This is a genomic window from Streptomyces angustmyceticus, from assembly GCF_019933235.1.
Classification (GTDB): Bacteria; Actinomycetota; Actinomycetes; order Streptomycetales; family Streptomycetaceae; genus Streptomyces; species Streptomyces angustmyceticus.
This window is the reverse complement of the sequence record NZ_CP082945.1, coordinates 299,671-324,611: the sequence shown is the minus strand read 5'-3', so window position 1 is coordinate 324,611 and position 24,941 is coordinate 299,671. Positions and strand designations below refer to the sequence as shown.

General features: G+C 74.2%; 26 protein-coding genes. 19 read left to right on the top strand and 7 right to left on the bottom strand.

Annotated features, from left to right (window positions below; translation table 11 throughout):
- Positions 1 to 113: 113 nt before the first annotated feature.
- From sigK to tgmB, 10 genes are all read left to right on the top strand, one after another.
- Positions 114 to 701, top strand: coding sequence for an ECF RNA polymerase sigma factor SigK (gene sigK / locus K7396_RS01455; RefSeq protein ID WP_152104228.1), 588 nt, complete (start codon positions 114 to 116; stop codon positions 699 to 701).
- On the top strand, positions 698 to 1,444 hold the full coding sequence (locus K7396_RS01450; protein ID WP_152104229.1) for an anti-sigma factor: 747 nt from the start codon (positions 698 to 700) through the stop codon (positions 1,442 to 1,444). Before sigK ends, K7396_RS01450 begins: the two co-directional genes overlap by 4 nt.
- 272 nt (positions 1,445 to 1,716) lie before the next feature.
- Entirely contained in the window at positions 1,717 to 2,982 is a 1,266-nt protein-coding gene (locus tag K7396_RS01445; protein WP_152104230.1) for an NAD(P)/FAD-dependent oxidoreductase, read from the top strand.
- On the top strand, positions 2,979 to 3,752 hold the full coding sequence (locus tag K7396_RS01440) for a DUF1365 domain-containing protein (protein ID WP_152104231.1): 774 nt from the start codon (positions 2,979 to 2,981) through the stop codon (positions 3,750 to 3,752). Before K7396_RS01445 ends, K7396_RS01440 begins: the two co-directional genes overlap by 4 nt.
- Positions 3,749 to 5,041, top strand: a complete 1,293-nt coding sequence (locus tag K7396_RS01435; RefSeq protein WP_152104232.1) for an SAM-dependent methyltransferase — start codon at positions 3,749 to 3,751, stop codon at positions 5,039 to 5,041. The genes K7396_RS01440 and K7396_RS01435 overlap by 4 nt, the downstream gene beginning before the upstream one ends.
- Positions 5,038 to 6,333, top strand: coding sequence for an SAM-dependent methyltransferase (locus tag K7396_RS01430; RefSeq protein WP_086721379.1), 1,296 nt, complete (start codon positions 5,038 to 5,040; stop codon positions 6,331 to 6,333). Before K7396_RS01435 ends, K7396_RS01430 begins: the two co-directional genes overlap by 4 nt.
- The gene (locus tag K7396_RS01425) at positions 6,330 to 7,157 is read left to right on the top strand and encodes a DUF1295 domain-containing protein (RefSeq protein ID WP_152104233.1); all 828 of its coding nucleotides are present in this window, start codon (positions 6,330 to 6,332) and stop codon (positions 7,155 to 7,157) included. Before K7396_RS01430 ends, K7396_RS01425 begins: the two co-directional genes overlap by 4 nt.
- On the top strand, positions 7,154 to 7,864 hold the full coding sequence (locus K7396_RS01420; protein ID WP_152104234.1) for an alpha/beta hydrolase: 711 nt from the start codon (positions 7,154 to 7,156) through the stop codon (positions 7,862 to 7,864). Before K7396_RS01425 ends, K7396_RS01420 begins: the two co-directional genes overlap by 4 nt.
- A 429-nt stretch (positions 7,865 to 8,293) precedes the next feature.
- Positions 8,294 to 8,485, top strand: coding sequence for a putative ATP-grasp-modified RiPP (gene tgmA, locus K7396_RS01415; RefSeq protein WP_167392716.1), 192 nt, complete (start codon positions 8,294 to 8,296; stop codon positions 8,483 to 8,485).
- 7 nt (positions 8,486 to 8,492) lie between these two features.
- Positions 8,493 to 9,422 (top strand): ATP-grasp ribosomal peptide maturase, encoded by a 930-nt coding sequence (tgmB, locus tag K7396_RS01410; protein WP_086716528.1) that lies wholly within the window; start codon positions 8,493 to 8,495, stop codon positions 9,420 to 9,422.
- 126 nt (positions 9,423 to 9,548) lie between these two features.
- On the opposite strand, the gene K7396_RS01405 is transcribed toward tgmB, so the two are convergent.
- From K7396_RS01405 to K7396_RS01395, 3 genes are all read right to left on the bottom strand, one after another.
- Positions 9,549 to 10,058 carry a hypothetical protein gene (locus K7396_RS01405; RefSeq protein WP_373866871.1) on the bottom strand — a complete coding sequence of 170 codons (510 nt, stop codon included), beginning with the start codon at positions 10,056 to 10,058 and terminating at the stop codon, positions 9,549 to 9,551.
- 193 nt (positions 10,059 to 10,251) lie between these two features.
- Positions 10,252 to 11,517 carry an acyl-CoA dehydrogenase family protein gene (locus tag K7396_RS01400; RefSeq protein WP_086716531.1) on the bottom strand — a complete coding sequence of 422 codons (1,266 nt, stop codon included), beginning with the start codon at positions 11,515 to 11,517 and terminating at the stop codon, positions 10,252 to 10,254.
- Between the two features lie 311 nt (positions 11,518 to 11,828).
- Positions 11,829 to 12,287: an RrF2 family transcriptional regulator gene (locus K7396_RS01395; RefSeq protein ID WP_086716526.1), complete on the bottom strand. Its 459-nt coding sequence runs from the start codon at positions 12,285 to 12,287 to the stop codon at positions 11,829 to 11,831.
- A 193-nt stretch (positions 12,288 to 12,480) separates the two neighbouring features.
- Here K7396_RS01395 and K7396_RS01390 point away from each other — a divergent pair, with 193 nt between their 5' ends.
- From K7396_RS01390 to K7396_RS01360, 7 genes are all read left to right on the top strand, one after another.
- Positions 12,481 to 12,996, top strand: coding sequence for a (2Fe-2S)-binding protein (locus tag K7396_RS01390; protein ID WP_086716525.1), 516 nt, complete (start codon positions 12,481 to 12,483; stop codon positions 12,994 to 12,996).
- 1 nt (position 12,997) lies between these two features.
- A complete protein-coding gene (locus K7396_RS01385; RefSeq protein ID WP_086716524.1) occupies positions 12,998 to 13,996 on the top strand; it encodes an FAD binding domain-containing protein in 999 nt (332 codons plus the stop codon).
- The gene (locus tag K7396_RS01380) at positions 13,993 to 16,242 is read left to right on the top strand and encodes a xanthine dehydrogenase family protein molybdopterin-binding subunit (RefSeq protein WP_086716523.1); all 2,250 of its coding nucleotides are present in this window, start codon (positions 13,993 to 13,995) and stop codon (positions 16,240 to 16,242) included. The genes K7396_RS01385 and K7396_RS01380 overlap by 4 nt, the downstream gene beginning before the upstream one ends.
- A gap of 182 nt (positions 16,243 to 16,424) precedes the next feature.
- Positions 16,425 to 17,135 carry a response regulator transcription factor gene (locus K7396_RS01375; RefSeq protein ID WP_086716522.1) on the top strand — a complete coding sequence of 237 codons (711 nt, stop codon included), beginning with the start codon at positions 16,425 to 16,427 and terminating at the stop codon, positions 17,133 to 17,135.
- Positions 17,132 to 18,622: a sensor histidine kinase gene (locus tag K7396_RS01370; RefSeq protein ID WP_086716521.1), complete on the top strand. Its 1,491-nt coding sequence runs from the start codon at positions 17,132 to 17,134 to the stop codon at positions 18,620 to 18,622. Before K7396_RS01375 ends, K7396_RS01370 begins: the two co-directional genes overlap by 4 nt.
- A 51-nt stretch (positions 18,623 to 18,673) precedes the next feature.
- The gene (locus K7396_RS01365; protein ID WP_086716520.1) at positions 18,674 to 19,081 is read left to right on the top strand and encodes a hypothetical protein; all 408 of its coding nucleotides are present in this window, start codon (positions 18,674 to 18,676) and stop codon (positions 19,079 to 19,081) included.
- Positions 19,078 to 19,302 carry a hypothetical protein gene (locus tag K7396_RS01360; protein WP_086716519.1) on the top strand — a complete coding sequence of 75 codons (225 nt, stop codon included), beginning with the start codon at positions 19,078 to 19,080 and terminating at the stop codon, positions 19,300 to 19,302. The genes K7396_RS01365 and K7396_RS01360 overlap by 4 nt, the downstream gene beginning before the upstream one ends.
- A 90-nt stretch (positions 19,303 to 19,392) precedes the next feature.
- Here the strand turns inward: K7396_RS01360 and K7396_RS01355 are convergent, their stop codons facing one another.
- Entirely contained in the window at positions 19,393 to 20,052 is a 660-nt protein-coding gene (locus tag K7396_RS01355) for an NADPH-dependent FMN reductase (RefSeq protein ID WP_086716518.1), read from the bottom strand.
- A 174-nt stretch (positions 20,053 to 20,226) separates the two neighbouring features.
- A complete protein-coding gene (locus K7396_RS01350) occupies positions 20,227 to 20,484 on the bottom strand; it encodes a WhiB family transcriptional regulator (RefSeq protein ID WP_086716517.1) in 258 nt (85 codons plus the stop codon).
- A 477-nt stretch (positions 20,485 to 20,961) separates the two neighbouring features.
- Between K7396_RS01350 and K7396_RS01345 the strand changes: the two genes are divergently transcribed.
- On the top strand, positions 20,962 to 21,951 hold the full coding sequence (locus K7396_RS01345; RefSeq protein WP_086716516.1) for an ornithine cyclodeaminase family protein: 990 nt from the start codon (positions 20,962 to 20,964) through the stop codon (positions 21,949 to 21,951).
- 106 nt (positions 21,952 to 22,057) lie between these two features.
- Here K7396_RS01345 and K7396_RS01340 read toward each other — a convergent pair whose 3' ends face one another.
- Positions 22,058 to 22,198, bottom strand: a complete 141-nt coding sequence (locus K7396_RS01340; protein WP_223659551.1) for a hypothetical protein — start codon at positions 22,196 to 22,198, stop codon at positions 22,058 to 22,060.
- A gap of 761 nt (positions 22,199 to 22,959) precedes the next feature.
- Positions 22,960 to 23,868 (bottom strand): LysR family transcriptional regulator, encoded by a 909-nt coding sequence (locus K7396_RS01335; protein WP_086716530.1) that lies wholly within the window; start codon positions 23,866 to 23,868, stop codon positions 22,960 to 22,962.
- Positions 23,869 to 23,952: 84 nt separating this feature from the next.
- Between K7396_RS01335 and K7396_RS01330 the strand changes: the two genes are divergently transcribed.
- Positions 23,953 to 24,900: a PhzF family phenazine biosynthesis isomerase gene (locus K7396_RS01330; protein ID WP_152104235.1), complete on the top strand. Its 948-nt coding sequence runs from the start codon at positions 23,953 to 23,955 to the stop codon at positions 24,898 to 24,900.
- Positions 24,901 to 24,941: the final 41 nt, after the last annotated feature.

Sequence of the window (24,941 nt, the reverse complement as noted above, 5' to 3'; positions counted from 1 at the left end):
GGCCGGGCCCGCCCGCGGCGCCCGCCGTGCCGTACGCCAGAATCCTTTCCGACCAATCCAGGTGTCGCCCGGCGCCGAATCACTGGTGACCATGTCACAGTCCGGAGGTGTCCATGCCCGTCGCAGCCCGCGGCGACCGATCCTCAGCGCCGCATTCCGGTGCCCTGGAAACCCTGCTCGACCGCGTCTCGCGCGGTGACCAGCAAGCGTTCGAGAGTCTCTACACCGCGGTGGCCGGGTCGGTCCTGGGCCTGGTGCGCCGGGTGGTGCGGGATCCGGCCCAGTCCGAGGAGGTGGCACAGGAGGTGCTGATCGACGTGTGGCGGTCGGCGGCCCGGTACGACGCGCGGCAGGGCAGCGCCATGGCCTGGATCATGACCCTGGCCCACCGGCGGGCGGTGGACCGGGTGCGCTCGGCCCAGGCGGCGGCCGATCGCGACCACCGGGCCGGAGTGCACGCCTACACCGCGGCCTTCGACGAGGTCAGCGAACAGGTCGAACGGCGTCTGGAGCGCGAGCAGGTGCGCCGCTGCCTGGGACAGCTCACCGAACTGCAGCGGGAGTCGGTGACGCTCGCCTACTACCGCGGGTACACCTACCGGGAGACCGCCGACCTGCTGGGCACGGCGCTGGGCACGGTCAAGACACGGCTGCGCGACGGTCTGATCCGGCTGCGCGACTGCCTGGGGGTGTCGGCGTGAACACCGTCGATCTGCACACGCTCACCGGTGCCTACGCCCTGGGCGCGCTGTCCGAGCAGGAGGCCGCGGAGTTCGGCCGCCACCTCGCCCAGTGCGACGCCTGCACCCGGGAGGTACGGGAACTGCAGGAGACCGCGGCCCGGCTCGCGCTGGCGGTCGCCGAGGTGCCCCCGGCGGACCTCAGGACCCGGGTGATGGCGGCCCTGCCCGAGGTCCGGCAGCTGCCGCCGATACCGCGCGAGGCGACCGTGCTCCCCATGCGCCGGCGGACGCGCCGCCGCCTGCCCTACCTCGCGGCCGCCGCCTGTCTCGTCGTCGCCGCGGTCGCCGGCGGACTGGCCGTCAAGGCCCGGCAGGACGCCGACGCACAGCGGGAACGTTCCGTCCGCGCCGAGCAGCAGGCGGCCGTGGTCAGCGCCCTGATGGCCGCGCCGGACGCCACCTTCCACACCACCGCCCTCAAGGGCGGGGGCAGCGGGACGGTGGTGGCCTCCAAGCGGATGGGACGGGCCGCCTTCCTGTACCGCGGGCTGCCGGCCCTGCCGGAGCAGCGGGTGTACGAACTCTGGTACAGCCGCGACGGCAGCATGGTGCCCGCCGGACTCGTCGAGCCCGGCCGCTCCTCCGGCACGATGCTGCTGACCGGCGGACCGCAGGGCGCGGACGGCGTCGGCGTCACGGCCGAACCGCCGGGCGGCTCCCGCACTCCCACCAGCCCGCCGCTGGGCCTGCTGCGGGTGTGACCCCGGGCGTCGGCACCTGACCCCGCGACGGGCAGGTGCCCTCGGGACACGACGGACGACACCGGCGGCCTGCCCTGAACCTCCCAGGGCCGGCCGCCGGTTCCGGCGGCGCGCCCCGTCCCGCACCGCCGGCTTCCACCCCGCACGTCGGCCTCGGCGACGGTCCGGCCGCATCAGGACCAATCCGCGCCGCCCCCGGCGCCGAATCCTCCGTGAGCGGGCCCCCGCACCCCTGAAGCGGCCCGCCCCGACACGAGGAGGAGGCACCTGCTGTGGAGCGTCGACGGATAGCTGTGGTGGGCGGCGGGGTTTCGGGACTGACCGCCGCGTATGTGCTGCAGCGAGGCGGCTGCGAGGTGTCGCTGTACGAGGCCGACGACCGCCTCGGCGGCCACGCCCACACCCACGAAACGACCTCGGCGGACGGCCGGGTGGTACGCGTCGACAGCGGCTTCATCGTCCACAACGAACGCACCTACCCGCTGCTGCTCCGGCTCTTCGGCGAACTCGGGGTGACCACCCAGGACTCCGAGATGAGCATGTCCGTACGGTGCGAGGGCTGCGGCCTGGAGTACGCCGGCGCCCGCGGTCCCGCGGGGCTGTTCGCCCAGCCGCGCAGCGCCCTGCGCGGGCGCTACCTGCGGATGCTGACCGAGGTCCGGGCCTTCCACCGGGCGGCGCGCACCGCGCTCGCCGCGGAGCGCGGGGACCGGCTGACCCTCGGAGCGTTCCTGGGCGAGTGCGGCTTCTCGCGGTACTTCGTCACCCACTTCGTCACCCCGCTGGTGTCCGCGGTGTGGTCCTGCGCCCCCACGACGGCCATGGAGTATCCGGCCGTCTACCTCTTCCGCTTCCTGGAGCACCACGGCCTGCTCTCCGTCAGCGGCTCGCCGCAGTGGAAGACCGTGACCGGCGGCTCGATCGAGTACGTCGGGCGGGTGGCCAAGCAGCTCACGGCGGTCCGCACCGGCACCCCGGTGCGCGCGGTGCGCCGCGGCGGCGGCCGGGCCGGCATCGTCACCGAGGACGGTACGGAGCAGACTTACGACGCGGTGGTGGTCGCCGTCCACCCCGACCAGGCCCTGCGGATGCTCGCCGACCCCACCGACGACGAACGGCGGGTCCTGGGCGCCTTCTCCTACTCGCGCAACACCACCCTGCTGCACGGCGACACCTCGCTGCTGCCGCGCGCCCGCGGGGCCCGGGCCTCGTGGAACTACCTGATGGCCTCCTGCACCACCCCCGCCGACAAGGTGCAGGTCACCTACGACATGAACCGGCTGCAGCGGCTGGACACCCCGGAGGACCACCTCGTCACCCTCAACGCCACCGACCGGGTCGCCCCCGACCGGGTCCTGGCCCGCATGGTCTACGAACACCCCCTCTACACACCGGAGGCGGTCGCCGCCCAGCAGAGCCTGCCGCACCTGAACACCGCGGTCACCGCCTTCGCCGGCGCCTACCACGGCTGGGGATTCCACGAGGACGGCTGCCGCTCCGGCGTCCAGGCCGCCGCGGACCTGGGGGTGCGCTGGTGACACCCCCCGCGGCCACCCCGGCCGCCGCCCCCGCCACCGATGTCCGCACCCCCGCCCTCTACACCTGCCTCGTCTCCCACACCCGCACGGCCCCGGTGCGGCACTCCCTGCGCCACCGCACGTACATGTGGCTGGTCGACCTCGACCGCCTGCCGCAACTCCCCGCCGTCCTGCGCCCGTTGGCCCGGTTCGACGCCCGGGACCACTTCGACGGCACCGCACCGACCATCCGGGCCGGGCTGGAACGGTTCCTGACGAGCCGTGGGGTGCGGCTGGAGGGCGGGCGGGTGCTGATGCTCGCGCACGCCAGGGTCCTGGGCCATGTCTTCAACCCGCTGACCCTGTACTGGTGCCACGACCCGGGCGGCGCGCCGCTCTGCGTGGTGGCCGAGGTGCACAACACCTACGGCGAGCGCCACTGTTATCTGCTGCACACCGACGCACAGGGCCGGGCGGAGACCGCCAAGGACTTCTACGTCTCGCCGTTCTTCCCCGTCGACGGCGCCTACCGGATGCGCCTGCCCGAACCGGCCGCCCGGCTCGATCTGACCGTACAACTGCGGCGCGGCGACGCCAGGCCGTTCACCGCGACCGTGCGCGGCACCCGGCGGCCCGCGACCCCGCGGCACCTGCTGGCCACCGTGCTGCGCCACCCCTGGTCGACGGCCGCGGTCTCGGCCGGGATCCGCCGCCACGGCATCGCCCTGTTCCTGCGCGGACTGCGCGTCCAGCCCCGCCCCCGCCACCGTATCCAGGAAGGCACGCAGTGAAGACCTCCGCCCCGTACCGCACCGGAACCGCCCCCGCCCCGGCCCCGACGCGGGTGGACGCGGCCGCCTGGCCGGACGTGGCGCGCGCCCCGCGCGCCTCGGCCGCCCGTACCGCCCTGACCCGGCTGCTCGTCCGCCGGGCGCTCGCCGCCCTCCCGCTGCGGGTCGCGCTCGGCGACGCCCCCGTCACGGGCACCGAAGGGCCCCTGCTGCGGGTGCACGACCCGGACGCCTTCTTCCGCCGGATCGGCACCGACGGGCTGATCGGCTTCGGCGAGTCCTACATGGCGGGGGAGTGGGACACCGACGAACTCGTCGCCGCGCTGACCGTCCTCGCCTCCCACCTCACCGCGCTGGTACCCCGCCCCCTGCAACGGCTGCGTGGCGCCTGGGCGCACCGCAGGCCGCACGGACAACGCAACACACCGGACGGCGCACGGGACAACATCCACCGGCACTACGACCTGTCCAACGACCTGTTCGCGCTCTTCCTCGACCCGACCCTGACCTACTCCTCGGCCCTCTTCCGCAAGCGCCCCGCCGCATGGAGCGAGCTGGCCGACGCCCAGCACCGCAAGATCGACCGGCTGCTGGACCTGGCCGGCGTCGGCGAGGGCACCCGCCTGCTGGAGATCGGCACCGGCTGGGGCGAACTCGCCCTGCGCGCCGCCGCCCGCGGCGCCCGGGTGGTCTCCGTGACCCTGTCGCGGGAGCAGCGCGCGCTCGCCATGGCGCGGGTCGCCGAGGCCGGTCACGCCGACCGGGTCTCGGTCGAGCTGTGCGACTACCGGGAGGTGACCGGGGTCCACGACGCGGTGGTGAGCGTGGAGATGATCGAGGCCGTCGGCGAGGACTACTGGCCCGTCTACTTCGAGACCCTCCGGCGCCTGGTGGCGCCCGGCGGCCGGATCGCGCTCCAGGCGATCACCATGCCGCACGACCGGATGCGCGCCACCCGCACCACCTACACCTGGATCCACAAGTACATCTTCCCCGGCGGACTCATCCCCTCCGTCCGGGCCGTCGAGGAGTGCGCCGCGGGCGCCGGCCTGCGCGTAGCGGAGAACGACGGGTTCGGCGGCCACTACGCCGAGACCCTGCGGCTGTGGCGCGAACGCTTCATCGCACAGCACGCCGCGGTCGGCGCGTTGGGCTTCGACGCGGTGTTCCGCCGGATGTGGGAGTTCTATCTCGCCTACAGCGAGGCCGGCTTCCGCGCCGGCTACCTGGACGTCCGCCAACTGCTCCTGACCGACGCCGCCACGGCGCAGGACGGAGGCCCGCGATGACGCGCGCCGCGCCCCGTCTCGCCGCACTGCTCGCCGGCCGTTTCGCGGGCGACCTGCCGGTACGGCTGCGCGCCTGGGACGGCAGCGAAGCCGGGCCCCAGGACGCGCCGGTGATGGTGCTGCGCTCCCGCCGGGCGCTGCGCCGGCTGCTGTGGCAGCCCGGCGAACTCGGCCTGGCGCAGGCGTACATCGCCGGCGATCTGGACGTCGAGGGCGACCTCGTCGACGGCCTGAGCCGGGTGTGGCGCTCGGTTCGCGCCCACGGCCCGGCTCCCGCCGCCCCCGGCCCCCGGCAACTGGCCCGGATGGCCCGCGCTGCCCTGCTGCTCGGCGCGCTGGGCCCGCGGCCGCCCGCCCCCGGGGCCCCGCGGGCCCGGCTGCGCGGCGCCCTGCACAGCACCGCCCGCGACCGGGCCGCGATCAGCCACCACTACGACCTGTCCAACGACTGGTACGCGCTGCTGCTCGACGAGACCATGGCCTACTCCTGCGGCTACTGGAAACGCCCCGCCGACCCGTCCTACGGGCCGGCCGACGCCCAGCGGGACAAACTGGAGCTGGTCTGCCGCAAGCTCGGACTCCGCCCCGGTGCCCGCCTGCTGGACATCGGCTGCGGCTGGGGCAGCCTCGCGCTGTACGCCGCCCGGGAGCACCACGCACAGGTCACCGCGGTCACCCTCTCGCGGGAGCAGCACGCGTTCGTGACCGCCCGTGTGCGTGAACTGGGGCTGACCGAGCGGATCGACGTCGAGCTCCGGCACTACCGCCACCTCACGGCGGACGGCCACGACGCGGTGAGCGCGATCGAGATGGGCGAGCACGTGGGCGAGGCCGAGTACCCGGCCTTCGCCGCCCGGCTGCACGCCCTGGTGCGCCCCGGGGGACGGGTGCTGGTCCAGCAGATGTCCCGTGGCGCGACCGCGCCCGGAGGCGGTGCGTTCATCGAGACCTACATCGCCCCCGACATGCACATGCGCCCGCTGGGCGAGACGGTGGGCATGCTGGAGGCCGGCGGACTGGAGGTGCGTTCCGTGGAGTCGCTGCGCGAACACTACGCACGGACCATCGCCGCCTGGCACCACACGCTGGAGACCCGCTGGCCGGAGTTCGTGGCCCTGGCCGGGGAGCCGACCGCCCGGGTGTGGCGGCTCTACATGGCCGGTGCCGGCCTGGCGTTCACCGAGCACCGCATGGGCGTCGACCAGATCCTCGCCGTACGCACCGCACCGGACGGGGCCGCCGGCCTGCCCGGCACGCCGTACGACTGGTACGCGGAGGACATCCGGACATGACGGGGCTGCCCTGGGCGGCCTTCGCCGTCAATCTCGCCGTGGCGGCCGGTGCCGCGTTCGCCGTCATGCTCACCACGTTCGCCGTCGCCCGGACCAAGGGGCTGCACCGGCTGGTGGACATCGCCTGGGGAGCGGCGTTCACGGCGGTGGCCGTGGCGACCTGCGTCCTGTCCGCGGGGCACGGCGACGACGGCCGGCGGATCCTGGTCACGGCCGCCACGGCGGTGTGGGGGCTGCGGCTGTCCGTCCACATCGCCCGGCGCGGCCGCGGGCACGGCGAGGATCCGCGCTACGAGCGGCTGCTGGCCAAGGCCCCCGGCAGCCGCGACGCCTACGCCCTGCGCACGGTGTACCTGTTGCAGGGCGGGCTGGTGTGGCTGATCTCGCTGCCGGTCCAGGTGGCCCAGTACGTCCCGGTGCCGTTGGGGGCGAGTGCGGTGGCCGGCGCGGTGGTGTGGGCGACCGGCCTCGTCTTCGAGAGCGTCGGCGATTTCCAGCTCGGCCGGTTCCGGGCCAACCCCGCCAACCGGGGCCGCATCATGGACCGCGGCCTGTGGGGCTGGACCCGGCACCCCAACTACTTCGGTGACTTCCTCGTATGGTGGGGTCTGTTCCTGCTGGCCTGCGGCACCGTGCAGGCCGCCGCGCTCGCCGTGGTCTCGCCGCTGGTGATGTCGTACCTGCTCGTCTTCGGCAGCGGCAAGCGACTGCTGGAGAACCACCTGGCGGACCGCCCCGGATACGCCGCCTACACCGCCCGCACCAGCGGCTTCTTCCCCCGGCCGCCGCGCCGACCGCCCCACCCGGAGGACCCCCGCCCATGACGACAGGCCCGGCACAGCCCACGGACCCCGGCGGCGACGGAGACCGGGAAGCGCACCGTCCGCTGGTCGTCCACCGGGCATCGGACGCGCCCCGGGCGGCGGTCCTGCTGCTGCACGGCGGCCGGGCCGACGGCCGCACCCCGCCCCCGCGGCTCAACCTCCCCGCGCTGCGGATGCGGCCCTTCGGCTCCGCGCTGTCCCGGCCGCCGCGCGGGCGGGAGTTGCTGCTCGCCTCCGTCCGGTACCGCTGCCGCGGGTGGAACGGGCCGCAGGCGGACGCCGCCCGGGACGCCCGGCGGGCGCTCGACGAGCTGGCCGCCCTCGCCGCCGGCGTGCCGGTCGTGCTCGTCGGCCACTCCATGGGCGGCAGGGCCGCCCTGCGCACCGGCGGGCACCCGACGGTGCGCGGCATCGTCGCGCTCGCCCCCTGGTGCCCGTCCGATGAACCGGTCGCCCATCTGCGGGACCGGACCGTCGTGCTGCTGCACGACGCGCGCGACCGGATCACCGACGCCGAGGGCTCCCGGCTCTTCGCCGACCGCGCCCGGGACTCGGGGGCGCGGGCCCACGCGGTCACCATGCCGCGCGGCGGCCACACCATGCTCCGTGGCGCCCGCCAGTGGCACCGGCTGACCGTGGAACTGGTCGCCGCCATCCTGGACGGCGCGCCGTTGCGGCTCCCGGCCGACGGGAAGATCCCCGGCTAGCCGCCCGCGCGACACGGACGCGACACGTACCGGCAGCCTCGTACGGCGCTCGTTTCCGCACGCGTCCCGTCAGTCGCTCACCGGGCGGGGCGCAGCCGGTCGTGTGCGCTCCGCGCGCGCTTCGCCGCCGGGCCGCCGCGCGGGGCCCTTCCGCGTGCCCAAGTCCCGCTCGGGGAAGTCTTCTTCCGGGCGGGGGATTTCCGCATGCGCTCCTGCCCGAACGGGCCGTCAGGACATGCCTCGACGGCGGTACTTGGCACGGCCGGCGAGTACGCGATCGTCGCTATTCAGTCAAGAGGATCGCCGGAAACGAGCAAAAGAGGCAACTTACTGACCAGATTGTCGCGTCTTCCGTGCAGAGTCATCAAACGGGGCCTTGAAGTGTGCCCCGTGCCAAGGGCTCAGAAACCGGGCTTCGAAGGAGAAGGTATGCGACCGTTTGCGTTGAGCTACGCCCGTCCGGCGGTGAAAACACCGGCCACCACCCCCTACAGCTATGACGCCACACGGCAACTCAACGTCCTCCCGGACGGGCGCCCGGCCACCTGCAGCCGGGCGGTGCTGCTGGCGACCGGCACCACTGCCTCCACCGCCGGTTCCAAGACCCACTTCGACGACTGAGCGCCACATGACCGTCCTGGTCCTCACGTGCGAGGAAGACTTGACGGCGGACATCGTGGTGTCGACGCTGCAGGACCTCGGGGTTCCGCTCGTCCGCCTCGACCCCGCCGACCTGCCGGGGAAGGTCGCGCTGTCGGCGGAGTACGCCGGCGACGACTTCGACGGCTATCTCAAAGCGGGCGAACGCATGGTGAGCCTCGGCAGCCTGCGCTCGGTATGGGTACGCCGCCCCGGCACCCCGGGAGCACGCGCCCCGGAACAGTCCGCCTGGATCACGGCGGAGTCCGAGCAGGCGCTGTACGGCATGCTCTCCTGCACTCCGGCACGCTGGATGAACCACCCGGTGGCGTCGGTGCAGGCACGCAACAAGCCGTGGCAACTGCGCCTCGCCCACCGCAGCGGATTCCTCGTACCCCCCACACTGATCACGACGTTTCCGGCCGTCGCCCGGCAGTTCGCCGCCGCCCACCAGGACCTGGTGGTGAAGTCGGTCAGCGGGAAGCACCCCGGCGACCCGCCACTGGTGCTGCCCACCACGCGCATCAGCCCGGACGCGGACTTCAGCGGGGTCGCGGCCGGCCCCACCCTGCTCCAGCGGCATGTCCACAAGGAGGCCGACATCCGGCTGACCTGCGTCGGCGAACAGCTCTTCGCCGCCCGCAAGAAGGCCGACCCGGAAGAGGTGGACAGCCGTTTCACCCAGCACGGCACCTGGGAGCCCGCCGAGGTACCGGACTCCGTCGAACAGGCGGTGAGCCGCTATATGACCACCGCGGGACTCGCCTACGGGGCCTTCGACTTCGCCGAGGACCCCGATGGGGCCTGGTGGTTCCTCGAATGCAACCAGGGCGGCCAGTTCGGCTTCGTCCAGTTGGAGACGGACCAGCCCATCGCCCGGGCCATCGCCACCTGGCTGGCGGTGGAATCCGTCACCTGACCCCGGGGCGGCGGCCGGCCGCGGGACCACGGTGCCGCGACGCCGAGGCCGCGCCGCTCCCTCTCGTCCGCGGTCCCGGCGCGCCTGCGTTCCTCGTACGGCGCGCCCGGACCCGCCGCGGACCCCTTACTTGCTCAGGACGTTCGCCACCACGATGAACAACCCGATCAGTACATCCACCCCGCCGACCCGGAAGGAGCCCGGCCAGCCCCGGCCCGCCACCCGGGCCGCCCACACCCCCCAGCCGAACAGCGCCACCATGTTGAAGCCCAGGGCGACGTCGATCGCGCTCGCCTCGCCCCACCACTTCGCCTGGGCGCCGAGCAGCACCGCGATCGTCGGCACCATCGCGGCCACCAGCGGCCATTCGGTCAGCATGGAACGCACCGCGCTGGCGGTGACCTGGGCGTCCTCGTCCGTCCGGTGCGCGATGGAGTGGGCGTAGCCGTGCGCGGCGGCCGAGGCCACCGCCGACAACGCCACCCACAACGCGTCGTAGCCGGGATCCGCCGGGGTGCCCTCATGGCCCAGCGCGGCCGCCAGGGCGCTGGCGAGCACCGAGCCGTACACCCCGCCGAACAGCAGCCGCTGCAGGGGCTCCCCCCGTCTGGGAGGCGGCAGGGAATCGTTGCGCAATACGGACACGGCGCCACCTCCCAGGACCGACCGGGCCGCCCCGCTCCGGGAGCCCCCCCGAGGTGTAGCAGCCCCCGGCGCGGAACCGTCCGAAGCTGCGCCGACGCCCCCGGCGAATTCCCTCCCCGCCACGGCGGCGCCTCCCGCGGCCCGGCACGCAACCACGGGCTCCGCCCGGCGGGGCGGCAGGGCGTCAGGCCCGCAGGGTCAAGGCGGGGTGGGTGCCGTTCAGGTAGTGGTCGCCGATGTCGCGGAGGCTGTGGGTGGGGGAGACCTGCGCCGTCAGGACGCGGGCATTGCGCCAGAACCTGTCGAATCCCAGGGCGTCCGCCGGGGAGTCCGTGCCCTGGGTGAGCTCCAGGACGCGAGTGGTGACGTCCATCGCCGTCCGGCCGGTGACGGCCTCGGCCGCGGCGACGAGGACCGCGATGTCGGCGCGCTCGTCCACCCCGAGCGCCTGGCCCGCGAGAAGGCCCCGGGCCAGCGCCTCGGTCGCCGACTCGACCACTGCCGCGGCGGTGTGCGCCGCCGTCACCAGCTCCCCGTACGCGAGCAGGAGGTAGGGATCCGTACCCGGCCCGTCCGGGTACCCGCCGTCGTCCCGGCCCGCGGCCGCCCGGCCGCGCGGTGCCGCCCGGTTGAGGTCCCGTGCCTCGGCCAGCGCCCCTTCGGCGGTCCCCAGGCCGACGTGGACGAGGGCGAGCCGGAGCGCCAGCGGGGCGAGCGTGGCGAAGGGGGAGACGGCGTGCTCGTCCTGGGGGACGGTGCCGAGAACCTGGTCGGCGGGCAGGGCGACGCCGTCGAAGCTGACGCTGCCGGCACCCGTGAGCCGCTGGCCGAGGCGGTCGTGCTCGGCGTCGGCCGCCACCCCCGGGAGCGACGGGTCGACGCAGACGACCATGGGCTCACCGCTGTCGGCGCAGACCGCGCCGAGCACCAGCCGGTCGGCGACCTGGACGCCCGCGGCGAGCGTCTTGCACCCGTGGAGGACATATCCGCCGCCGGCCGGCGTCAGCGTCAGATCGGGGCCCGCCGTCGGTTCGGGGTCCGGGATGTCGGTGCTCCCGCCCCAGATCCACTGCCCGGCCGCCGCCCGGAGTTCGAGCGCCTCGGCCCTCTCCGGCGTGCCGAAGAACCGCGCGCTCCACGACAACGCGTAGTGCCGGCCCAGCAGTTCGCCGACGGAGCTGTCCGCCGCGGCGATCTCCCGGAGGACCGCGCAGGCGGTGCGCCAGTCGGTGCCCCGCCCGGCCGGTCCGGGCGGCGCCAGCAGCGCGGGCAGTCCCGCCTCCCGCAGCCGGGCGACCTCGTCGAACGGCGGCTTGCCCGCGCGGTCGCGGCTGAGGGCGTCGGCGGCCAGGTCCTCCGCGACCTCCCGGGTGACACGGTGCCGGATTCCCTCGTCGGCAAGGTGGTTGGGCTCCGGGCGGGCGGTCCGTGCTGCGGATTTCTTCGGCATCGTGCCGTTCACCGTCCTGTCGGGTGTCTCCGGCGCGCACGGGAGAAGCGGGCCGCCGCCCGGAGGAACGCACCCCACCGGAGTCCGTACGCCCACTTCTCCCCCCTCCGGGTTCCCTAGTTTTCCCACTGGATTGATAGGGAAGAGGATGCGTCCGGACTGCGGGCGGATCAAGGGGCGTTCAAGGCGTGGACAGGCCGGTCTTGGCATCCGGACGCGTGTGGGCGTGCCGGGTCCGGCGCTGCCCGGAACGGGCGCTCTCCGGAAACCGGCGAACGCGGCCCGCCTCGCAGCGGACCCGCAGGACATCCCTAGGGGTTGGCCCAGGAGGCGGGGTCCTCGGTCAGGGCGGATACCGGGTCCGGCAGTTCGGCCGAGGCGACATCGGCCAGCGAGACGCCGTCGAGGATCTGCCGGACATTGGCCCGCAGGGCGATCCACAGCGGCAGCAGGGACTCGGCGGGCCCGGTGTACGACAACTCCGGCGGGCGGACGCCGCGTACCGAGACCAGCGGGCCGTCCACGACGCGGATGACATCCGCGATGCTGATCTCCTCCGCGGGCTTGGCCAGCCGGTAGCCGCCGTTGCCGCCGCGCCGGCTGTGGACGAGCCCGCCCCGGCGCATGTCGTTCAGGATGCCTTCGAGGAACTTGTGCGGAATGTCCTGTGCGGTGGCGATCGCCTCCGCCTTGAGCGGCCCCGCCTCCCGGGCGGCGGCGAGTTGCAGCGCCGCCCGCACGGCATAGTCCGCTCTGGCTGAGATCCGCATGCCCCGCATTATCCCGTAAGGGGCACGGCCCCCGGGCTCCGGGTGCACCACGGGCCTGGTCCCGTGCCCTCCTGGTCCGGTGGGCTCCGGCCCCGTGCCCTCCTGGTCCGGTTGCGAGCCCGTACGAGGCGGCGGAGGCTCGACGTACGGCATCGACTCCGAGGTGAGTGTCGTGGCAGACAAAGGCGTGCCCATGTCCGTGGCGGAATCCGCGGTCAGGGAGACGCGCGGGCCCGGCAGCGTGGAGATGGACCTCGGCGTCAACGGCGTTTCGCACGTTCTGGATCTGGAACCCCGGGTGAGCCTGCTGGACGCCCTGCGTGAGCACCTGGCTCTCACCGGTGCCAAGAAGGGCTGTGACCAGGGAACCTGCGGGGCGTGCACGGTCTGGGTCGACGGGCGCAGGGTGCTGGCCTGTCTGACCCTGGCCGTCACCTGCGAAGGCCGTGAGGTGACCACCATCGAAGGTCTCGCCGAGGGCGACGCGCTGCACCCGATGCAGCGCGCGTTCCTGGAGCACGACGCCTTCCAGTGCGGGTACTGCACCCCCGGCCAGATCATGTCGGCCGTCGCCGTGCTGGCCGAGGGGCACGCCGGGTCCGACAGCGAGATCGCCGAGTGGATGAGCGGCAACATCTGCCGGTGCGCGGCCTATCCCCACATCCGCTCCGCCATGCGCGAGGTGCGCGACCGGAAGACAGGACAGTGACGTGCGTGCCATCAGCTACACCCGGGCGACCGACGTCGGCGACGCGGTCGCGGCGGTGACCGGTGACCCCGGAAGTTCCTACCTGGCGGGCGGCACCACGGAGGTCGACCTGCTCCGGCTGGACGTGCTGCGGCCCCACCGCCTGGTCGACATCAACCGGCTGCCGCTGGCCGGGATCGAGAACCGGTCCGACGGGGGACTGGTCATCGGCGCGCTGGCCCGGATGAGCGAAGTGGCACAGGCGCGGGCGGTCGTGGAGCGCTTCCCGATGCTCTCCCAGGCGCTGCTTCTCGGGGCCTCCGCCCAACTGCGGAACATGGCCTCCATGGGCGGAAACCTGATGCAGCGGACTCGGTGCGCCTACTACCGCGACACCGAGTCCGCCTGCAACAAACGCGTTCCCGGCAGCGGCTGTTCCGCCCTGGAAGGCGTCCACCGCGGCCATGCGATCCTCGGCACGAGCGAGCACTGCATCGCCACCCACCCCTCGGACGCGGCGGTCGCGCTCGTCGCCCTGGACGCCGTCGTGCACGTGGAGGGCACCCACGGCTCCCGCGGCATCCCCGTCGACGACTTCTTCCTGCTCCCGGGCGAGACACCCGAGCGGGAACACCCCCTCACCCCCGGTGAGCTGATCACCGCGATCGAGGTGCCGCCGGCCCCCGTGGCGCGCGGGTCGTGCTACCTGAAGGTGCGTGACCGCGAGTCCTACGAGTTCGCCCTCGCCTCGGCAGCGGCGGCGCTGGCGCTGGAGGACGGGGTGATCCGCGAGGTCCGGCTCGCCCTCGGCGGCGTGGCGACGAAGCCGTGGCGCGCCCGCCGGGCCGAGGAGGCCCTCGTGGGGCAGCGGGCCGACGCGGACGTGTTCGCCCGGGCCGCCGGCGTGGAGCTGGCCCCCGCCGTCACCCGCCCGATGAACGCCTTCAAGGCGGAACTCGCCCGGCGGACCCTCGTCCGTGCCCTGCTCACCGCTGCCGCCCAAGGAGGCGGAACCGCATGACCACGGGCGCCACCCTCACCGCCGTCGGCCGGCCCCTCACCCGCGTCGACGGCCCCGCCAAGGTCACCGGCAGCGCCCGCTACGCGGCGGAGCACACCCTGCCCGGCACCGTGTACGCCGCGCTCGTCGGCGCCCGCACGGCCTGCGGGCGGATCACCCGCATCGACACCAGCGCCGCGGAGAACGCGGACGGCGTGCTCGCCGTGCTCACCCACCGGAACCTCCCGAAGATCGCCGGCCCGCCGCACCTGCTGCCGTCGCTGGCCGGGCACGCCGCCCCCGGGGAGAGCTTCTTCCCGATGCAGGACGACGCCGTGCACTACTTCGGGCAGCCCGTCGCCCTGGTGATCGCCGACTCCGTCGAACGCGCCCAGTTCGCGGCCCGTCAGGTCCACGTCGACTACGCCCGAAGCCCGTCCGTCACCACCCTCGACGAGGGCCGCGACCAGGCCTACGAACCCGAGGCGATCTTCGCGGGGTTCCTCCCCGCGCGCACGGTGCGCGGCGACGTGGAGGCCGGCTTCCAGGCCGCGACCCAACGGCTCGACGCCACCTACCATTTCGCGGCGAACCACCACAACCCCATCGAACCGTCGGCCACCACGGCGGTCTGGGACGGTGACCGGCTCACCCTCTACGACGCCACCCAGGGCATCGTGGCGAGCCAGAACACCGTGGCGGCGCTGCTGGGCATCCCCGCGTCGAAGATCCGGGTCCATGCGTCGTTCGTCGGCGGGGGGTTCGGCTGCAAGGCCATGATCTGGCCGCATGTCACCCTGGCCGCCATGGCCGCACGCCACGTCCGGCGCCCCGTCAAGCTGGCCCTCACCCGCGAGCAGATGTTCACCTCCTGCGGCCACCGCGAGGAGCAGGAGCAGCGCCTCGAAATAGGCGCCACGGACGACGGCCGGCTCACCGCCCTGCGCCACCACAAGCTCTCGCTGACCTCGCCCTTCGACGACTGGGCCGAACCCTCGCTCAGCATCGCCTCGCAGGCCTACGCCTGCCCCCACTACGAGGGCGTCTACCGGCTGATCCGCGGCAACACCATGACCCCGACCTTCACCCGCGGGCCCGGTGAGACCACCGGCATGTTCGCCCTGGAATGCCTGATGGACGAGCTGGCCCACCGCATCGGCGTCGACCCCGTACAGCTGCGGCTGCGCAACCACGCCCAGTACGACCCGGCCACCGGCCACCCGTGGTCGAGCGACGGCGCGGAGGAGTGCTACCGCCGCGGCGCGGCCCGCTTCGGCTGGCAGTCCCGCAACCCCGAACCCCGCTCCCGCCGGGACGGCAACTGGCTCATCGGCACCGGCATGGCCACCGCCGGATACCCGGTGTTCTTCCCCATGCAGCCGCAGCGCGCCCGGGCCCGCCTCTACGCAGACGGCACCGCCGTGGTGCAGTCCGGCACCCAGGAGTTCGGCACCGGAGCGGCCACCGCCATGACCCAGGTCGCCGCCGACGGCCTGGGCGTCGCCGTGGAGAACGTCCGGTTCGAGTACGGCGACACCGACCTGCCGAACGTCGCGGCGACGGTCGGCTCGGCCGGCGCCGGCATGATCAGTGCCGCGGTGCACACCGCGGTCACCACCCTCCGCGACCAGATGATCGAGCAGGCGGTCGCCGACCCCGGCTCCCCGCTGCACCGGGCGGACCCGGCCGCCGTCGTCGTCCGCGACGGGCGGATGGCGCTACGGGACCGGCCCGACACCGGCGAGAGCTACTGCGACCTGATGCAGCGTCACTTCATGACGGACATGGACGCGCTCGGCAGCTGGCGCCCGCCGCCCCCGGACCTGCCGTACGGGCTCGCCACCTTCGGTGCGCAGTTCGCCGAGGTCGCCGTCGACCCGGACCTCGGAGTGGTCCGGGTGCGCCGGATGACCGGCGCCTTCGCCCCGGGCCGGATCCTCAACGCCGCCACCGCCCGCAGCCAGGCCATGGGCGGCATGCTCTGGGGAATCGGTCAGGCCCTGCTGGAGGGGACCCTGGTCGACCCGCGCGACGGCCGCTGGGCCAACGCGAGCCTGGGGGAGTACCTGGTGCCGGTCAACGCCGACGCCCCCGACGTCGACATCGAGTTCGTGGAGGTCGCGGACCCGGTCGTGAACCCACTGGGCGTCAAGGGCCTCGGCGAGGTCGGCATGGTAGGCGCCGCGGCGGCCATCGCCAACGCCGTCTTCCACGCGACCGGCTACCGCGCCCGCGAACTGCCGATCCGGATCGAGCACCTGCTGTAGTGCGGGCCCGGCCGCCGGACCGCCTCCGCAGCCCGCTCCACCGCCGCGCCGTGCCCCGCCGGCGCCCGGCGGCCCACCGCACCGGCCCGCCCCGCCTCCCGTCCCTCCCGGGCCGTGGCTGACGACCCCCGGAACCCATGACGGATGATTCCGTCAGGCGGCGGTCACCACGGGAGGGAAACATGTACGGACAAAGCAGTACCGGCCGGGTCCTGCTGGTGGACGACGACGCGGCGATCCGGCGCTCGCTCGGGCGCGGGCTGCGGCTGAACGGCTTCACCGTGGGGCTGGCCGAGGGCGGCCGGGCCGCGCTGGAGCGGATGGCCGAGACGCCGCCGGACGTGATGGTCCTCGACATCTCGATGCCCGACCTCGACGGCATCGCCGTGTGCCGGAGGCTCCGGGAGGACGGCAACGACCTGCCCGTGCTGATGCTGTCCGCGCTCGACGAGGTCACCGACCGGGTCGCCGGACTGCAAGCGGGCGGCGACGACTACCTCGTCAAACCCTTCGCCCTGGACGAGCTGGTGCTGCGGCTGCACGCCCTGCTGCGGCGCCGGCCGCCCGCCCCCACCGATGCCGTGCACGTCGGCGGTCTGGCGCTGGACACCGCGGCACACCGCGCCCGGCTCGACGACCGGGAGATCGCGCTGACCCGGCGCGAGTTCGCCCTGCTGGACGTCCTCGCCCGCAACGCCGGACAGGTACTCACCCGAGACCAGCTGCTGGAACGCGTATGGGGCTACGACTTCGAGGTGCGCACCGACGCCGTGGACACCTTCGTCAGCTATCTCCGCCGCAAGCTGGAGGCCGGCGGGCGGAGCCGGATCGTGCACACGGTGCGCGGCGTCGGCTTCGTCCTGCGCGACGACGAGGACGGGGCGGCGCGATGAGGCTGTCCACCCGGATCGCGCTGGTGGTCGGCATGGTGGTGCCGGTCCTGGTCGTGGTGTCCGGCTGGCTCCTGGTGCAGCTGGTCGGCAAGGACCTGCGCACCCAGGCGGACCAGCGCCTCGCCGCCCGCGCCCAGAGCGTGGCCGTGGTGGCGCGCGGCCTGCTGCGCGCCAGCTCGCACGACCGGCCCCGCGCCGAACAGGCCCGCCAGCGGAAGCTGTTCACCGCCGCCCTGGACGTCGGCGTCCGGCTGTCCGGCCCCGACACCACCGTCCTGGACGGCCCGCAGCCCGCCGTCTCGGTCCCCCTGCCCGCCGTGAACCGCCATCCGTCCACCGTGCGGTCACGGGGCGAGAGCTGGCGGGTGCTGGCCGTGCCGGTCGCCGGCGGCCCCGGGGCGCGCGGGACGCTGTGGCTGTTCTCCCCGGACACCGCGCGCGAGGCCCAGCTCGCCGCGGTGCGCCGCCGGGTGATCACGGTCGCGCTGCTCGCCGCCCCGCTGGCCGGCGCCGCGGCCTGGCTGCTCGCCGCCCGCGCCGCCAGGCCGCTGCGCCGCCTGCAGCAGGCGGCCGGCCGGCTCGACCCGCACACCAGCGCCGCCCGGCTGGACCACGCCCCGACCCGGATCACCGAGGTCGACGACCTCGCCAGGACGCTGCAGACCTTCCTGACCCGGTACGACGAGCAGGCCGCCCGCACCGCCGAGGCGCTGGCCTCGGCCCGCTCGTTCTCCGCCGCCGCGTCCCACGAGCTGCGCACCCCGCTGATGAGCATGCAGACCAACCTCGACATCCTGGAGGCGTTCCAGGACCTCGACGCCGCCGACCGCGCGGAGACGGTCGCCGACCTCCGGCACGAACACGCCCGTCTGCTCGGCCTGTTGGTGATGCTGAGAGCGCTGGCCCAGGGCGACCTGGTCGAGGCGGACGCGTTCGCCGTCATCGACATGGCGGACCTCGCCGACGAGGCCGCGGCGGACCTCCGGCGGCGGTACCCCGAAGCCGAGGTGACGGTCCACAGCAGTCCCGGGCTGACGATCCACGGCTGGCAGCCCGGACTGCGCTCGCTGCTCGACAACCTCCTGACCAACGCACTGGTCCACGGCCGGCCCGCCGACGGCGGCGCCCCCGTGACGCTCTCCCTGCGGGCCGGTGAGGACGACGGTGCCCCGTGTGTCGTCCTCGGCGTCGAGGACCGCGGACCGGGGGTGCCGCCGCAGCGCCGGGAGGCGGTCTTCCAGCGCTTCCAGCGCCGGCCGGACAGCCCGGGGTCCGGCCTCGGGCTCACCCTGGTCGCCCAGCAGGCCGCCCTGCACCGGGCGCGGCTGCGGGTGCTGGACGGCCCCGGGGGCCGGGGCGCCCGCTTCGAGGCCGTCTTCCCCGCCGCCCCCGCCCACCGTCCCGTGCGGCCGGCGCTGCCCGCGCACCGGGACTGGCTGGCCGGCCCCGCGGACCGGCCACAAGGTTTCCACAAAGAACGTCCCTAACTTCTCCTCGCGGACGGGCACCGTGCCCGCCACGCACCTGAGGAGGACTTCATGCGTACCCGGAACATCGCTCTCTCGTCGGTGGCCGTCGCGACGGCCGTGCTCGGTGTCGCGGGCACCGCGGTGGCCGACAGCACCCCGGCGCCGTCGGCCTCCGCCAAGACCCGTACGGGAGACGGCGCGCAGGCCCTGTGCAAGCGCGCCCCGAAGATCGACAAGCGTCTGCACAAGGCACTCGCGCGGCTCCAGGGCAAGGCCGGCGTCCGCGGCTCCGTCGCCCGCCTGGAGAAGCGGGTGGAGAAGGCGAAGGCCGCCGGGCACACCGAGATCGCGACCTTCCTCAACCACAAGCTCACCTACCGCAAGTCCCTCGTCCCCACGCTCCAGCAGCGGCAGAAGGACCTCGCCAAGGTCGCCACCTGGTGCCGCACCCAGCACCACAACGCGGCCTCGTCGTGACCCCGGCCGGCCAGGCCGCGGTGCTCGTGGCGATCACCCTGGTGTGCGGCGCGCTCGTCGCCGGATGCGGCAACGGCGTACGCACCGAGGGCGACGCGCCCCGCGCGACCCCGTCGTCCTCCGCGCCCGCGCCCACCGACCTGCCGGACCTGCGCAAACTGGTGGACGACGCCGAGAGCGCGGCGGCCGCCGCGGACTCCGACGCGGCCGCGGACCACTGAGACCGCCGGACCCGGCACGTACGGCACGCCGTCCGGCCGCGCCGTTCCCCCGCCCGAGCGCGCCCTCCGGCCGCGCTCGGGCGGTCCGGCTCAGTCCTCGGCGCGCTGGGTGACCGGAGCCCCGGTGCGGTCACCGGGGAACTCGTACCACCGGCGCTGCAGACAGACATAGCGCGCATCGGCCTCGACGAGACGGAGGAAGGCCGTCACGGTCTCCTCCAGCCGCTGCTGCAAAGCGGGATCGGACAGCTGCCCGTCCTCGGTGAAACCCTGATGGGCCGCGGCGAGGCTGAACATGTCGGGGTAGACGCGGGTACCGAGATGCTCCAGCGGAACCCGCAGCGCCCACAGCCCCCGATTGCCGCCCACCAGGGAAGGGGAGGCGGAGACCAGCAGCGCGTGCTTGGTCTTGAACGGCTGCGGCCTGACCCGCGAGACCCAGTCGATCGCGTTCTTCACCACTCCCGGCACGGACGCGTTGTACTCGGGCGAGGCGAGCACGAAGGCGTCGCACCGCTCCAGCCGGTCGCGCAGTGCCAGGGCACCGTCCGGCAGGCCCCGTTCGGCCTCGGCGTCGCCGTCGTAGAGCGGCATGTCGAACTCCCGCATCCCGGCGAGGTCCACCACGGCGCCCGCCGCGGTGATGATGCGCCCTACCAGCGCGGCCAGCCGGGCGTTGGTCGACGCCGCCCGCAGCGCGGCACCGAGCACCAGCACACGCAGCGGTCCGGGGTGGGCATCCGTGGGCATGGCGACCGTCCTTCCGGCACAGGAGAGCGCGTGCCCGTCGCCGCACACGCACGGCCACCGCCCGAGATGCCGAAAGCGTACCGGCGCGAGGGCGGCGCATCCGGGACCCACCACGCCATGTCCCGCTCCGCTCCGCAACCGCCACCCCAGCCGGGGCCACCGGCCCCCGCGCCCCTACGCGGAGGCGCTGCGCACCCGGTTCCTGGCGGCCCGGCGCCGCATGGCGCGCCGCTCGTCCTCGCTCATCCCGCCCCAGACACCCGCGTCCTGACGGGATTCGAGCGCCCACTGCAGGCACTGCCCCATCACCGGGCAGCGGCGGCAGACGGCCTTGGCCTCCTCGATCTGCAAAAGCGCGGGGCCGGTGTTGCCGACGGGGAAGAAGATCTCCGGGTCCTCTGCGCGGCATACCGCGTCATGGCGCCAGTCCATGGATACCTCCGAAAGTCCGCGGCCGGGCACGGTCGAGTCCCTTGCTGCGAGGGCGGGGCTTCCTGCTCACCTGCTCAACTGCCGTACCCGGCCATCTTGTTGTCCTCGCGTGCCCGATCCGGGGCGCGCAATGCCCCGCCCTCGGCAACCGGCGCGTTCCGGTCCGGCGAGACGGCCGCACCATTGCCCGCGGCCGTCACACCGCCTACCCTCCGCCCGCCGCGGCACTCCCACCCCGCCCCACGCGTCGTACGCAGGCGGACCACCCGCGCCCCGTATCCGGGCCCCTGTCGGCCGGCCGAAGCACCCCCAGGATCACGCCATGCTCCACGAAAACCGGTCGGCGTCCCCACCCTGGCGGCGCTTCTGACCGCCACCCGCTGATCGTTCACCGAACGCCCACACGCGGCGGCTTCGCCCGCCGCCACGCCCCGGCGTAACGTCGCTCGTAACGCTGCGATCAGGAGGTTGAGACGGATGCTGGTACTGGGGCGTGCGCAGGTCGAGGCGCTGCTCGACATGGACGCGCTGATCGACGCCCTGGCGTCGGCCATGACGGACCTGAGCGCCGGGCGCGCTTCCTCACCGGACCGCGTCGCCGCCCTGGTTCCCGAACGGGACGGCTTCCTGGCCGCCATGCCGGGCTTCGTCCCGTCGGCCGGGGTCCTCATGAGCAAGCTGGTCTCCGTCTTCCCGCACAACGGCGGCACCCCCGTGCCGACCCACCAGGCACTGATCGTCGTCTTCGATCCGCACGCCGGGGAACCCGCGGCGCTGCTCGACGGCACGGCCATCACCGCGGCCCGCACCGCCGCCGGCTCGGCGCTCTCGGCGCGCCTGCTGGCCCGCGAGGACGCCTCCGTGCTGGCGGTCCTGGGCACCGGGGCGCAGGCCCGCTCGCACGCCGAGGCGATGTGCCGGGTCCGCCCGATCCGGCACATCCGCGTGGCCGGCCGCGACCGGGCCAAGGCGGCCGCCCTGGCCGACGCCCTGTCGGCCGACCTCCAGATCCCCGCCGAGGCGACGGCTTCCTACGCCGAGGCGCTCGATGGCGCGGAGATCGCCGCCGCGACCACCCACGCCGTCGACCCCGTGATCCGCCGCTCCTGGCTGACACCGGGCGTGCACGTGACCTCGGTGGGCTTCAACCCGGACGGCCGGGAGATCGACGACGCCACGGTGGCCGAGGCGCTGGTCTGCGTCGAGTCACGGCAGGCGGCGCTGGCGCCCTTCCCCGCCGGCAGCAACGACCTGCTGCTCCCGCTGCGCGACGGCGTCATCACGGAAGCCCATGTCCACGCCGAACTGGGCGAACTCCTCGCGGGCAGCAAACCGGGCCGCTCCGCACGTGACCAGATCACTCTCTACAAGTCCGTCGGCGTGGCGGTGCAGGACGCGGCAGCCGCGGCCCTCGTCGTCGCCGCGGCCCGCGAACGGTCGGCCGGGACGGACATCCGGCTGGAGTGAGGCCCGCCCGTCACAGCACTCCGAGCGCACGGCACCACGCCCTCCGGAGCTTCTCTGGCGGGCGCGCCCGCGGGGTGCCGGCTGTGCAGCGGCAGGACGCCGTCGCTCACCCAGAGATCCCGCCGCGCTTCCCGGCGTCCCCTTCCGACGCACGCATCGGCCCTCCCGGCAGGCAGAGCAGCGGTTCGCCCTCGCCCATCACGTGATAGGCGAGTTCGGTCCCGTCGAAGGCGGCGAAGGCAGGCATGGCGCCATCCTCATGCGCCGTGACGACTCCGGCAAGCGAATCCGTGGCGTCAACGGCCGTACGTCCGGCGGCACAGCCGCAGCAGATCCGCCCGGACGCGGCCGGACGCCATCCGGCACATGAAGCCGGTATCGACGTTCGACCGCGGCGCCGGCCGGTGCCTCTTCGGGGCCGCGGCGGGGTGCCGATGCCGGGGCGTCGTACGGACCGGGGCCGTATGCGACCGCGGCGCCGCGACCCGGGCGGGGCGGGGCGCCCCCGGGCGCACGGCCCGCTGCCGCCGCTGAGCGGGCGCGTCGTGCCGGGGAGCGGCATCCGCCGGGGATAACGCCGGACGCCGTTTCGTAGGCGATGCCGCATGTGATGTCGTGTGGTGTCTCGCCTTCCGCTTGGGCTTCCGCTTCATGGCCGCCACGTCCACCAGCTGTTCGTGGGACGCGCCCTGCGTGGGCTGCAGCAGCGGCGAGGGCCGGGCCGGCGCGACCGTGCGTCCACCCGGTCCGTGACCGGGAGCGTGCAAGGGCCCGCCGGCCGGAAGGGACACGCAGCTGCTGGTGGCGAGGAGGACGGCCGCCGCTGCGGCGAGGCGAAGGAGTAGTGGGCGCACGACTTCACGGTGTCGGAGGCCCGCGGGCTGTCCAAACGACGCGCCGGGCCTCCACGCGGACGAAGGACAAAACCGAACTCCCGTGGGACTCCTGAGCTGCCGGGGAGAGGGCGGGTCCGGGACCTCGAACGGGGGCCCGGACCCGGCGGAGTGCCTACGCCGCCGTGAAGGCGCGGGTCAGCTCCTCGGCCACGATCTGTGCGCCCGGCGCGAACCACCGCTTCCGGTGCCGGACGAGCTGCACGGGAACGGGCGGCGCCTCCGGTCCGTCCACCACCGTCAACCGGCCCTCGTGGAGGTGGCGTTCGACGGTCACCCGGGGCAGCAGCGTCAGACCGAGACCGGCCGCGACGCACGATCGGGCCGCGTCGATGCTGCCGAACCGGGTGATCCGGGGCCGGGCGCCGGGCAGGCCCCGCAGCGTACGGACGAGCCGGTCACTGTACGAGCAGCCCTCCTCGTGGACGAAGAAGCATTCGTCCGCCAACTCCGCCCATCCGGCGGCCCGTTGGGCGAGTGGATGGCCGGGTGCCGCCACGTACGCCAGCGGCTCGTCCGCGATCCGGCGGGCCAGCAGATCGCTCTCGTCCACCTCCGGCTCCAGCAACACTGCGATGTCGAGCCGGCCGGTGCGCAGCCCGTCCACCGCCGTGGCCGTGTCCGCGGCGTGCAGTTCGACATCCAGGCGGGGATGCGTGCGCCGCAGCGAGGCGATCACCCCGGGGAGCCGTGAGGCGCACAGCGAATCGCCGGCGCCGACGGCGACCTGGCCCTCGACGGCGCCGCCCGCCGCGTCCCCCTGCCCGGATGCGGTTGCGGCCGTCGCACGGAGCCGGGCCACCGCGTCGAGCACCTCCTCGGCCTCCTCCAGCAGCCGCGCCCCGGCCCGGGTCGGGACCGTCCCCGACGGCATCCGGTCGAAGAGCGGGGTTCCCAACTCCCTTTCCAAGGTGCGGATGTGCACGGTGACCGTGGATTGGGCGAGATGGAGTGCGCGGGCCGCGGCGGTGAAGCTTCCGGCCCGGGCCAGCGTCACGAACGTCCGCAGCAGTCTGGTGTCCACCGCACCCACGGTATCGCGATCATCGATGGCAACGAGCAACAACCATCGTTGGACGCGATCGTGCCGCCCTGCCATCGTGAAGCCATGACCACGCACACGTTCCCCACCGGCCGGAACCCGCACCCGGACAACACCGAGCGCCCGGACGCCGTCGAAGTCCTGCGGTACTCCGCCTTCACCACCGATCCGGCCGGCGGCAACCCGGCCGGTGTGGTGCTCGACGCCGCGTCCCTCGGCGACGCGCGGATGCTCGCCCTGGCCGCGGAGGTCGGATACTCCGAGACCGCCTTCGTCACGGCACATGACCACGCCGCCCGCCGCTACCGGCTGCGGTACTTCAGCCCCCGTGCCGAGGTCGCCTTCTGCGGACACGCCACGATCGCCACGGCCGTGGCCCTCGCCTCCCGCACCGGAACCGGTGAGCTGCTGTTCGACACACCCGCAGGCGAGATCCGGGTGGGGACCGGCCTCGTCGACGGACTGGTCCGGGCCACGCTCACCAGCGTGCCGGCGCGTTCCCGCCCGGCCGAGGACACCACCGAGGTCGAGCCGGCGCTCCGGGCCCTGCGCTGGACCAGGGACGACCTCGACGACGCCCTCCCGCCGCACATCGCCTTCGCGGGCAACGACCACCTCGTCCTGGGCGTCCGCATCCGGGCCCGACTGGCCGCCCTCGACTACGACTTCGACGCCCTGCACGACCTCATGCGGGACCGGGGCTGGACGACCGTGCACCTCGTGCACCGCGTGTCCCCCGACCGCCTCGACTTCGACGCCCGGGACCCCTTCCCGGTCGGCGGCGTCGTGGAGGACCCGGCAACCGGCGCCGCCGCCGCGGCCTTCGGCGGCTACCTCCGCACCCTGGGCCTGGTCTCACAGCCCCTGCGGGTGCACCTCCGGCAGGGCGAGGACATGGGCCGGCCCAGCGACCTCTACGTCGACCTCCACCCCGACGACCCGCGGGCACGGGTGACGGGCACGGCCGTCCCCCTCCCGGCCCCGGCCGCCCCTGCCCCGGCCCCGGGCCGCTGAGCCCGGCGGTGCGGGGGAGGGGCGGCGGGACAGGAGCGGCC